The organism is Nocardiopsis protaetiae (genome assembly GCF_045446735.1).
GTDB lineage: Bacteria > Actinomycetota > Actinomycetes > Streptosporangiales > Streptosporangiaceae > Nocardiopsis > Nocardiopsis protaetiae.
Genome location: NZ_JBJJBV010000238.1, coordinates 1 through 10,406 on the forward strand (window position 1 = coordinate 1; position 10,406 = coordinate 10,406).

General features: G+C 76.3%; 11 protein-coding genes and 1 pseudogene. 2 read left to right on the top strand and 10 right to left on the bottom strand.

What is annotated here, in order from left to right:
- The 8 genes from ACJOT3_RS27215 to ACJOT3_RS27250 form a co-directional block, all read right to left on the bottom strand.
- On the bottom strand, positions 1-123 hold a 123-nt coding region (locus ACJOT3_RS27215; RefSeq protein WP_406975980.1), incomplete at its 3' end, for a DUF6917 domain-containing protein.
- On the bottom strand, positions 120-1,034 hold the full coding sequence (locus tag ACJOT3_RS27220) for a Gfo/Idh/MocA family protein (RefSeq protein ID WP_406975970.1): 915 nt from the start codon (positions 1,032-1,034) through the stop codon (positions 120-122). The genes ACJOT3_RS27215 and ACJOT3_RS27220, both read right to left, overlap by 4 nt.
- A 258-nt stretch (positions 1,035-1,292) precedes the next feature.
- Entirely contained in the window at positions 1,293-2,423 is a 1,131-nt protein-coding gene (locus tag ACJOT3_RS27225; protein WP_406975971.1) for an Ldh family oxidoreductase, read from the bottom strand.
- A complete protein-coding gene (locus ACJOT3_RS27230) occupies positions 2,420-3,700 on the bottom strand; it encodes a M20/M25/M40 family metallo-hydrolase (protein ID WP_406975972.1) in 1,281 nt (426 codons plus the stop codon). Before ACJOT3_RS27230 ends, ACJOT3_RS27225 begins: the two co-directional genes overlap by 4 nt.
- On the bottom strand, positions 3,697-4,566 hold the full coding sequence (locus tag ACJOT3_RS27235) for a sugar phosphate isomerase/epimerase family protein (protein WP_406975973.1): 870 nt from the start codon (positions 4,564-4,566) through the stop codon (positions 3,697-3,699). The genes ACJOT3_RS27230 and ACJOT3_RS27235 overlap by 4 nt, the downstream gene beginning before the upstream one ends.
- Before the next feature lie 136 nt (positions 4,567-4,702).
- On the bottom strand, positions 4,703-5,737 hold the full coding sequence (locus tag ACJOT3_RS27240; RefSeq protein ID WP_406975974.1) for a Gfo/Idh/MocA family oxidoreductase: 1,035 nt from the start codon (positions 5,735-5,737) through the stop codon (positions 4,703-4,705).
- 242 nt (positions 5,738-5,979) lie between these two features.
- Positions 5,980-6,288 carry a hypothetical protein gene (locus ACJOT3_RS27245; protein ID WP_406975975.1) on the bottom strand — a complete coding sequence of 103 codons (309 nt, stop codon included), beginning with the start codon at positions 6,286-6,288 and terminating at the stop codon, positions 5,980-5,982.
- Positions 6,289-6,935: 647 nt separating this feature from the next.
- Complete coding sequence (locus ACJOT3_RS27250) at positions 6,936-8,117, bottom strand: ROK family protein (RefSeq protein ID WP_406975976.1); 1,182 nt, start codon at positions 8,115-8,117, stop codon at positions 6,936-6,938.
- A 66-nt stretch (positions 8,118-8,183) separates the two neighbouring features.
- On the opposite strand from ACJOT3_RS27250, the gene ACJOT3_RS27255 reads away from it, so the two are divergent.
- The gene (locus tag ACJOT3_RS27255) at positions 8,184-8,867 is read left to right on the top strand and encodes an HAD-IA family hydrolase (RefSeq protein WP_406975977.1); all 684 of its coding nucleotides are present in this window, start codon (positions 8,184-8,186) and stop codon (positions 8,865-8,867) included.
- Here ACJOT3_RS27255 and ACJOT3_RS27260 read toward each other — a convergent pair.
- Entirely contained in the window at positions 8,864-9,247 is a 384-nt protein-coding gene (locus ACJOT3_RS27260; protein WP_406975978.1) for a DUF2834 domain-containing protein, read from the bottom strand. The genes ACJOT3_RS27255 and ACJOT3_RS27260 overlap by 4 nt on opposite strands.
- Before the next feature lie 152 nt (positions 9,248-9,399).
- Here ACJOT3_RS27260 and ACJOT3_RS27265 point away from each other — a divergent pair, with 152 nt between their 5' ends.
- A complete protein-coding gene (locus ACJOT3_RS27265; RefSeq protein WP_406975979.1) occupies positions 9,400-10,233 on the top strand; it encodes an MBL fold metallo-hydrolase in 834 nt (277 codons plus the stop codon).
- 27 nt (positions 10,234-10,260) lie between these two features.
- Here ACJOT3_RS27265 and ACJOT3_RS27270 read toward each other — a convergent pair.
- A pseudogene (locus ACJOT3_RS27270) lies at positions 10,261-10,406 on the bottom strand (IS481 family transposase); the annotation flags it as partial.

Consider the following 10,406-nt stretch of genomic DNA (forward strand, 5'->3'; position numbering starts at 1 on the left):
CGCGCGCACGCAGCGGCTCGCGAACGGCTCCAGCCGCATGCCCCGGTCGGTCCTGCGGTGCACCAGCACCTTGACCACGGCGGCGGTCACCGGGCGTTTGGCCCCGTCCTCGTGCGGGTTCACCGGGCCACCCCCCGCGCCGCCGCGCGGTAGGCCTCGGCGACCAGGCGCAGCGCCGACACCCCCGTCTCCTCCCCGACCCGCCCGGCGCGCACCCGGGCGGCGAAGTCGGCCGCGACGCCCTCGTACTCGTGCCACAGCGACTCCTTGAAGGCGGGGCGCCCGGCCAGCAGGTCGGCCGTCCACACCCGCCCGTCGCCGGTGCGCACCCGCACGTCCTTGCACTCCCCCGGGTGGGACCAGTCCAGCAGCACCCGCGCCCGGGCGGCCCCGGCCGCCAGGGAGATGTCGGCCCGGCGGTCCACCCCGGCCGGGTCGTGCTCCACCCGGGCCGAGGTCACCTCGGCCCGGCCCAGCAGGCTCTCCACCAGGTCGAAGGCGTTGGGCCCGTTGTCGGCCACGCACCCGCCGCCGCACCGGGCCGGGTCCAGGTACCAGGTGTCGTCGCCCGCGTGCTCCTCGATCCGCTCCAGGTAGCGCACGGTCACCTCCGTCACCGTGCGCCCGGCGACCCGCTCCCGCAGCGCCGCGAACTCGGAGTTGTACCTGCGGTGGAAGGCCGTGAACAGCACCACCCCGCGTTCCCGGGCCAGGGCGGCCAGCGCCTCGCCTTCCGCGGGGTCCAGGGCCAGCGGCTTCTCCGCGCACACCGCGGCCCCGGCGGCGATCGCGTCCGCGCAGATCCGCGCGTGCGCGTCGTTGGGCGCGGTCACCACGACCGCGTCCGGCCGCTCGCGCTCCAGCATTCGAACGTGGTCGGTGTACCCGGCCGCCCCGGGCGGCGGCGACGCCACCCGCTCCGGTGCCAGGTCGCACACCGCCACCAGGTCCCAGTCCGGGGAGGCCGACAGCGCCTCGATGTGGAACCGGGAGATCACCCCCAGGCCCACCACTCCCACACGCAACGCCCTCATCGCCCCGCCTCCACTTTCTCCGCCCCGGCCCGCTCCGCCGGCCGCACGCCTTCGCCGCACACCACCGCGCCCAGGCGCAACACCGGCACCGGCCCTCCCCCACAGACCCGGGGAGCGACCGGCCCAGCGCATATCGCCAGCCCCACACGCAACATCGGCATCAGACCTCTCCAAGACTCTCGGCAGCGGCCGACCCCGCCCGCTCCGCGACCCGCACGCCTTCGCCGCACACCAGCAGCCCCGCACACGACACCCGCATCAGGCCTCCCCACGGATCGCGGGGGCGGGCAGTCCGGTCTGCTCGGCGACTCGTGCGAGTTCGGCGTACAGGGCGGCGGGCAAAGGGACGCCGTGGCGGCGGCGTTCGCGGGCGCGGTGGTGTTCGTGCCAGCCGGGGTAGCGGACCGGGTCGGCCGGGTCGGTGGGCGGGCAGCCCAGCACCGTCCCGAACAGCTCCTCGGCGTCCTCGCGCGCCCCGGCGCGCAGCGCGTCGGGGGCCAGGGCCAGCAGCAGGTACCCGATGTCGTCGTCGGTCCCGGCCGGGGAGCCGTCCCCGGCCAGGGCCTGCGGGGCGGGGCCGCGTCCGGCGCCGGAGACCACGGCGGACAGCACCTCCACCAGCAGCCCCAGGCCGAAGCCCTTGTAGCGGCCGACGTCTCCGCCGAGCCACATCAGGTGCGCCCGCCCCGCGTCGAACGCGGCCGGGTCCGTGACCGGGGCGCCGCGGTCGTCGCACAGCAGTCCCTCGGGCACCGGCCGCCCCTCGCGGGCGGCCTGGCGGATGCGCCCGGTGGGCGCGGCCGTGGTGCTCATGTCCAATACGAAGGGCGGGTGGTCGCCGGCCGGGGCGGCGGCGCTGAGCGGGTTGGTGCCCAGCAGGGCCGCGGCGCCGCCCGGCGGCCGGGTGATACGCTGCCCGCCGCAGTTGCTCGCGACCAGGCCGACCATGCCGCGTTCGGCCGCCCGCAGCGCGTGGAACCCGGCGCAGCCCAGGTGGGTGGCGCCGCGGACCGCCACCATCCCGATCCCGTGGCGCGCGGCCCGGTCGGCGGCCAGGTCCATCGCCTCGGCGGCCGCCCACAGCCCCAGGGCGCGGCGGGCGTCGAGCAGCACGGCCGCCCCCAGGTCGGTGACCACCCGGGGCTCGGCGCGGGGGTCGGCCCGGCCGCCGTCGAGCAGGGGCAGGTAGAGGCGGGTCAGGTTGGCGGTGCCGTGGGAGTCCATCCCGGTGAGGTCGCCGTGGAGCAGGGCGCGCGCGGAGGCGGCGGCCCGCCGCGGGGGCAGGCCCCGGTCGGCGAAGACCGCGGTGAGGAAGGCCAGCAGGGAGTCGTGGTCGGCGGTGGTCCGCGCCGGGGCGGATCCGGGCGGTTCGGGAGAGAGGGTGGTCACTGATCCCCGTTCGTTGCGTCGGTGAAGGCGGTCAGCAGGCGGGCCACCGTGGCGGCGAACCCGTCGAGGTCGGACAGGCGGGCGTGTTCGTCGTCGGTGTGCGCACCGTCGGCGGCCAGGTCGCCCGGGCCCAGCACGACCGTGCAGGCATCCGGGACCCCGGCCATCCAGATGGCGTCGCAGGTGAAGGCGGGCTCGTCGGCGGGCCACCGCGGGACCCCGGCCCGGGTCAGCAGGTCGTGGCCCCACGTGTCGCGGTCGTCCAGGACCGGCAGCCCCCTTTTCGGCCAGTCCAGGTGGGTGAGGCGGCGGGCGTCGGCGGCGGTGCGGGCGAACAGGGCGGTGTCGGCGAAGGAGGCGCCGAACTCCTCCAGCGCGGTGTCGAACGCGCCGGACACCGCCCGCTCCAGGGTCCGGCCCGCCCGGGCGTCGGAGTAGGCAAGGTTGAATAGCAGGTCTCCGCTGCCGTACACCCGGTTGTGCAGGGTCCCGGTGTGCAGCCCCGCCACGCACACCGCCCCGGTGCGGGCGTGCCCGTCCAGGGCCCGCCCCATCCGGTGGGCGAGGAACCCCAGCAGGACCGAGGCGTTGTGCCCGGTGTGGGGCCGGTCGTCGATGGCGTCCTCGCCGCGCACCGACACCCGGGCGGTCATGGACGCGGTGGAGCGGGTGAGGAACCGCCCGGAGGTGGGCTCGCAGAACACGTTGAGGCGGCCGGTGTGGCCGCGGGCGATCAGCGGCCGGGTGCCCAGCACCCCCATGGCGCCGCCCTCCTCGCCCGCCACGGCCTGGACGACCACCGCCGTGTCGCGCCCCAGGCGGGGCGAGCGCGCCAAGGCGGCGCGCACCCCGGCCAGCAGCGCCACCGCCGGTCCCTTGGCGTCGATGGCGCCCCGGCCCCGGACGAGGTCCCCTTCGCGGGAGACCGGCGGCCCGCCCGCGACGGTGTCCAGGTGCACGTTGAACATGACGGTGCGCTCGCGCGGCACGGTGTCGGGCCCCAGTCGCAGCACCAGGCTGGGCTGGCACTCCAGGAACCCGGGGTCGGCGGCGGCCGCGCGCACCGCGGCGGGCACCCCGGGCAGCTCCAGGTCGGCGGGCTCGGCCGGGCCGTGGTGCACGGTGCGCAGGCCGAGCGGCGCCGCGGCCCGGGCGTACTCCTCCTGGGCCTGCCACAGCCGGGGGTGCGGGCCGCCGTCGCCGGTCTCCAGGGGCCCGGCGGTGGGCGTCTCCAGCAGCCGCAGCAGCAGGGCGAGGTCCTCCTCGGTGAGGGTCATCGGACTCCTTCCGTGTTCCAGGCCCGGCGCACCAGGCCCTCCAGCCGCCGCCCGTACTCCACGAACGCGGCCGGGTCCCCCCGCCCGGGGTCGGCGCCGTGTGCGAGCAGGTGGGGGCGCAGGTGCAGGTGGGGTTCGATGGACAGGGCGCCGCGGTACCCGTGCCCGGCCAGGATCCGCAGGCACTCCTCGACCCCGGCCGCGCCCTCCCCGGGCGGGACGTAGGCGGTGTCGCCGCCGGGGGTGCGGACCGCGTCCTTGATGTGGACGTGGGCCACGTGGGGGGCGAGGTCGCGCAGCATCACGGGGGCGTCGTAGCCGTGGGCGACCCCGTTGCCGGTGTCGAACAGCAGGCGCAGCGCCGGGCTGTCGGCGTGGGCGAGCAGGTCCAGGGCGCGTTCGGCGTCCTCGCCCGCCCAGCCGGCGCAGTTCTCGTGCACCAGGAGCAGCCCGGCGTCCTCGGCCCGGTGGGCGAGTTCGCGCACCCGGGCCCGGGCGGTGCGGCCCCACTCCGGTTCGGGCAGGCCGCCGGAGGGATAGGACATGATGCGCACGGTGCGGGTGCCCAGGGCCGCGCAGCGCCGGGCCAGCGCGTCGAGTTCGGCCAGGTCGAGGGCGAAGTCGCCGGTGGCGGGGCGGGACCAGTCGCCGATCTTGGCGGCGACGGCGACCACCCGCGCCCCGGCGCCCCGGATGCGTTCGGCCGCCGCGGCCACCCCGTCCTCGGGCACGGCCGCGATCGGCACCCCGTCCAGGGTGCGCACCTCCAGCAGCTCCCAGCCGAGCGCGCCCAGGGCGGCCAGCTGGCCGTCCAGGCCGGGAGCGGCCTCGTCCCCGATCCCCGCGAGGCGCGGCGGTTCGGGCACCGGCGCCGCCATCCCCCCGGGGTCCGGCGACACCGCACACTCAGGCCCCGAAGGCACCCCCCGCTCCGGCTCCAATGGCACCGCCCACTCGGGCACCGGCGGCGCCGCCCACTCCGGCTCCGACGACACCGCACGCTCAGGCACCGACGACACTCCCCACCCCCTGTTCCGGATGTCCCGCCTCCGGGTCCCGTGCCCGCCCCGCGCACAGCCCCTTGGCCTCGGCCAGCAGCCGGACGGCCTCCACGTGCACGGGCAGGTCGCCCAGGTCGTGGCAGGGCCGCGCGTAGCGGGCGTAGCAGCGGCGCCAGAACGCGGTGAGGGCGTCGTCGGTGAACACCGACCGGGTGGGCCCGCGGCCGCGGGCGGCCACGGTGAGCTGCGCGGTGTGGTCGGCCTCGCTGCACGGGTAGTGCCCGGTGAGGACGGCCCCGTCGAACTCCAGCACGATCCGGCGTTCGCGCAGCGGCGCGGTCAGGTCCGATTCGATGCGGGTGAGCACCCCGGTGTGGTGCACCAGGTCCAGGCGGGCGGCGCCCAGCCCGGGTAGCACGAGGCCGTCCACGGCCATGTCGTCGAGCTCGGCGGCGGCCACCTCGGCGTCCCCGGCCAGCGCGACCGCCACGGCCAGGGCGTGGGGGACCTCGACGTCGAAGGCGGTGGGGTGCCCGGCGGATTCCAGGGTCCGGGTGAACCGCGGTTTGTGCTGGAGCACCGTGAGGGTCCGCAGCCGCCCGAACGCCGCGGAGCGGTGGGCCGCGAGCAGCCGGGCGCTCAGCGTGCTGGCCGTCCACGGAGTGGCGACGGTCAGGCGCAGGCCCCAGCGGCGGCGCAGCCTGGCGATCGCGGCCAGTTCGGCCAGGTCCAGGGCCAGCGGCTTCTCGACGACGACCATGCGGTAGCCCAGGCGGGCGAGCCGCTCCAGCGGTTCGGCCCGCAGGTGCGGCGGGGTGCAGAGGTGGACCACGGTGCTCCGGGGCGGGCGGCGGCGGGCGGCCTCCTCCAGGGAGTCCACCGCCGTCACCCCCTCGGCCCCCGCGCGGTGGGGGTCGTGGCCCAGCACCGGGCCGGGTGCGAAGAGGCCGCGGGCCGCCGCCCGCGCCTTGGCGAGCGACGGCGCGTGCAGCCCCCGTCCCGATCTCCCCAGGCCGACGATGAGGGTGTGCAGCATGAAGGCAGGACACCTTTCCGTTCGCGCTCCCCGGCGTTCCGGGCCCGGTTCGGGCACACGGAACCATCGAACGGAACAACAGGTTGGCCCGGTTCCGGGAAAGGCGTCAAGGAAGGGGACGGGTTCTCAGGGCCCGAAACCCGGGGAACGGGGTTCCACAACCGGAAAGGGAAATCCGACAAAGTGCGTCATGGCATGATGGGGGAAATCAGAAACACAATGCCCGGTTTTCTCCGGATACGTCAGGCGACCGAGAAACTGAACAGGCCGCTGGGCGGAGCGTGCCACCCGCGGTCCGGGGCCACCGCGACACCGGGGCCGAGGCAGCCGCGCCCGGCGTGCATGCGGACCTCGGCGTCGGTGAGGTTGACCAGCACGTGGGCGGCCGGAGGGAGTGCGGTGCAGCTCCCGGAGGCGGGGTCGGGGTAGCGCAGCAGGTCCTCGAACTCGGTCGTGAAGACGACGACCTCGCCGGTGGCCGCGTGGGCGGGGGCGGCCCACAGCAGGGCACCCGCCAGGGCAAGGGCGAGCACGGTGGACGGAATCCTCATTCCACCATCCTTTCTCATTTCGTACGCGATTCACGGAAAAGATCACCCCCCACGCCAATGACACGGAGGATCACCGGACCAATACTCTCCGAATCCAGAGTGGCCCGCAACCGGAAAAGCGAAGGATGCGGTTTCGGACCAACATAAGCATCCGAATAGGCCTCTCCGGACAGGAATCGAACAAAAAGGGGAACGCCGGCGGAGCGGGGGCGGGCCAGGAGCGGGCCGGCGGTGGGAAAGAGTTCGCACCGCCCATACCCACCCCCGATACACGCTGCGACACCCCGCGCGCACTCCCGGCCGCGGGGTGCTCGGACGGGGCCGGGAAGGGGGCGTGGGGCATGGGCGCGCGCGGACAGGGGCGACCGGTCGCCGTCATCGGCGCCGGTGCGATCGGGACGTCGGCGGCGTCGGCCCCGGCACGGACGGGCCGCCCGGTGACCGTGTGCGGCACGGGCCGCCCGGTCGAGCGGCCGGAGGCCACCGAGGACGGCGCCGCCGAGACCTGGCCGGTGGCGCAAGGCCGCGGAGACCGGCGACACCACCGGGTACGACACCGCGGACGCCGACCAACGAACACCTGTCGCTTAGCCGACACCTGTCGGATCCGGTGCCGGAAGCACCACCGGGGGCGAGAATCCCCCCGTTCACCCACCCCAGCGGGCGAGGGCGGCCGGGCCGGTGATCTCGTCGACGCCCAGGGCCAGGGCCCCCTGGACCGGGCCGTCGGCGCCCCGGGCCGCGTCGGCCACCGGCGGCGGGTCGGCGCGGTGGAACGCCATGAGGCCGCCGCGGTAGGCGTCGGCGAAGGCGTCCGGGGCGGCGGCGCGCAGGTCGGGGGCCAGCCCCGCGATGGTGACCGCGTCGGGGTCGTGCAGGTTGACCAGCCCCGCGATCCCCGCGCCCAGGGCCCGCGCGGTGCGCTCGACCGCCCGCCGGTCGCGGGCCGGCGCCGCGCCGGAGCGGACCGCGTCCAGCACGTCGCGGCCGTAGGCGAACGGGTCGGCGGGCGCGGGGTCGCCGCGGTGGCGGGCCAGGGCGCGGCCGTCGACCATGAGGTCCCAGCAGCCGCGGGCCCCGCAGGGGCAGGCCAGGTCCGGGTCGCCCAGCGGCAGGTGACCGTACTCGCCGCCGGCCCCGCGGGCGCCGGTGACGGGGCGGCCGTCGACCAGCAGCGCTCCCCCGATACCGACCGCGACCAGCAGGTGCAGGGCGGCGCGCGCCCCGCGGGCGGCGCCCCCGCGCGCCTCGGCGATGCCGCCGAGCGTCGCGTCGTTGCCCACCAGCAGCGGGACGCCCGCACCCGAGCCCAGGACGCCCAGGTCGGCCTCGTGCCAGCCGCGGGTGGAGAACTGCAGCAGCCGGGTCCCGCTCACCGCGCCCGCGACCGCGGCGACCACCGCCCCGACCCGGCCGGGCTCGCGGCGCACCGCGGCGGCCACGGCCCCGGCGACCTCCGGCAGGAAACCCGCGGGCTCGCGGTCGCCGTAGGAGCCCGCGGCGGTCTCGGTCAGGACGCCGTCGAGGCCGCCCAGCAGGACCCGCCACCCCGCGGCGCGCAGGTCCACGACGGCCGCGAGCGGGCCCCGCGGGTGGGCGCCCAGGACGGTGGTGGGGCGGCCGCGGCCGCCGCGTTCGGCCCGGTGCTCGGCCAGCAGGCGGGCGCCGCGCAGCCGCTCGATCAGCTCGGTGGCGGCGCCGCTGGCCAGGGACAGGCGCTCGCAGGCGGCGGTGCGGGTGATCCCGGGTTCGGCGTGGACCAGGCGGAGCAGTTCCGAGGCCGTGGTCCAGCGCAGGCGCGCCGAACGGGACATCCGGTCTGCGGTCACGGCTGGTGGTCCTTCCGTCCGGGAAATATACTCGTGATCCGAGTAAATATAGCGCGAGGAGGCTCGATGGACACGGACCGGATCGACCGCACGACACTGGAGGTCGACGCCGTGCTGTTCGACATGGACGGCACCCTGGTGGACTCGACCCGGGTGGTCGAGGGCGTGTGGGCGCGGTTCGCCGACCGCCACGGCGTGGTGCTCGCCGACCTGCTCGCGTACTCGCACGGGCGCCGGACCAGGGACACCCTGGCCCGTTTCCTGCCGCCGGGGCGGGACCCGGACGCGGTGGCCGAGGAGCTGGAGCGGCAGGAGACGACGAACACGGAGGGCATCACCGAGATCCCCGGGGCGCGGCGCCTGCTGGAGCGGCTGCGCGGCACCCGTACCGCCGTGGTGACCTCCGCCTCCCGCGAGCTGGCCGCGGCGCGCCTGGCCGCCGCGGGGCTGCCGCTGCCGGAGGTCCTGGTCGCCGCCGAGGACGTGCCCGCGGGCAAACCCGATCCGGCGGGGTACGTGGACGCGGCCGCCCGCCTGGGCGTCGCCCCGGACCGGTGCCTGGTCCTGGAGGACGCCGAGGCGGGCATCCGCGCGGGGCTGGCCTCGGGGGCGCACACGCTCGTGGTCGGCGCCCACCGCTCGCCGGCCACCCGCGGCCTCGAACGCGTCCCGGACCTGCGCGCGGTCGACGCCGACCCCGTCGGCCGCGGCGGCGCCCGCCTGCGCTGGCCGCGTCGCCCGGGCCTCTAGACCCTCTGGGCCCTCTGGGCCTCCGCGGGTCGGCGGCTCAGCGCGAGTTCCCGCAGGCCCAGGAAGAGCGGCAGGGTGAAGGCGATCGCGACGGCGAAGCTGAGCACCACGAGCACCCAGACCCAGCGGGCCCAGCCCAGGCGGGCGCCCTCCACCAGCATGAACAGGCAGGCCGCCAGGGCGACGACGATGATGTCCACCGCCGCCGAGGAGCTCGCCGGGTTGGCGAACCAGCCCTCCAGGTAGCCGAGCCCGCCGGGGTCGGCCATGAACGTGATGTTGAAGGCCCAGGTGCCGACCAGCCCGGCGAGCGCGAGCGCGAACCAGGCGAGGGCGAGGACGAGACCGCCCCGGGTGCGGGGCTGGGGGAGTGTGACCACGACGACCTCCGATGGATAGCTCTACTATCCATGTGGATACCAGAAGCACGCCGATCCCGGAACCCGGTGATCGGCCGGAACATCGGCCGAACGTCGCACCCCCGGCTTACGCTGGCGGCGAGACACATCGTCCAAGGCCGTAAGGAATTCCCATGCTGACCCGGGTCACCGAGGGTGTGTTCACCCACCGGAGCGAGCTGCTCCGGAACAACACCGTCGTCGTGCGGGGCGCCCAAGGCGTGCTGCTCATCGACGCCGGGATCACCGGCGCCGAGATGGCCTGCCTCGCCGGAGACCTCCGCGAGCTGGGCCTGCCCGTGGTGGCGGGCTTCTCGACGCACCCCGACTGGGACCACGTGCTCTGGCACGCCGACCTCGGCGACGCGCCCCGTTACGGCACGGCCCGCTGCGCGGCCGCCATGCGGGACCTGCGCTCGGACCCGGACTGGAGGGCCCGCGTCACCGAGGGGCTGCCGCCCGAGATCGCCGACGACATCCCCCTCGACCCGTTCGGCCTCATCACCGGCCTGCCCGCCGGAACCGCGCGGATCCCCTGGGAGGGCCCCGAGGTCCGGATCATCGAGCACCCGGCGCACTCCCCCGGCCACGCGGCGCTGCTGATCGAGGAACACGGCGTCCTGGCCGCCGGCGACATGCTCTCCGACGTCTTCGTCCCGATGCTCGACGAGGCCACCGCCGCCAACGACCCGGTCGAGGAGTACCTCGCCGGACTGCGGCTGCTGGAGGCCGCGGCGGACGGCGTCGACGCCGTCGTCCCCGGCCACGGGTCCGTCGGCACCGGCGACCGGGTGCGCGCACGCATCGGCCTGGACCGCGCGTACGTGCGGGCCCTGCGCGAGGGCGGCGGCGCCGACGACCCGCGCATCGCCGCCGCCGAGCCCGGCTGGGAATGGGTGGGCGGCATCCACGCGGGGCAGCTCCGGAGCCACGCCCGGGGCCTCCCCGACGCGACACCCGGCCACTGACCCCCGGGGCCGCCCGCGCGCGCCGCGCTAGGTGTATTGACCTGAGAGGTTAGGTACGCGGGAAGCGGGAGGGCCGCTGATCGCGGTGTGGAACCGGTGGTGATTGTAGTGGTGCAACCACCCCGTGAACGCCTCCCGCTTCTCGCTCTCGCTGGTGTAGGGGCGGGCGTGGG

Bases quoted from the DNA above. Each gene is read 5' to 3' on its own strand.
- ACJOT3_RS27255 (WP_406975977.1), top strand. From the start codon at position 8,184: ATGGACACGGACCGGATCGACCGCACGACACTGGAGGTCGACGCCGTG.
- ACJOT3_RS27265 (WP_406975979.1), top strand. From the start codon at position 9,400: ATGCTGACCCGGGTCACCGAGGGTGTGTTCACCCACCGGAGCGAGCTG.
- ACJOT3_RS27245 (WP_406975975.1), bottom strand. From the start codon at position 6,288: ATGAGGATTCCGTCCACCGTGCTCGCCCTTGCCCTGGCGGGTGCCCTG.
- ACJOT3_RS27220 (WP_406975970.1), bottom strand. From the start codon at position 1,034: ATGAGGGCGTTGCGTGTGGGAGTGGTGGGCCTGGGGGTGATCTCCCGG.
- ACJOT3_RS27240 (WP_406975974.1), bottom strand. From the start codon at position 5,737: ATGCTGCACACCCTCATCGTCGGCCTGGGGAGATCGGGACGGGGGCTG.
- ACJOT3_RS27230 (WP_406975972.1), bottom strand. From the start codon at position 3,700: ATGACCCTCACCGAGGAGGACCTCGCCCTGCTGCTGCGGCTGCTGGAG.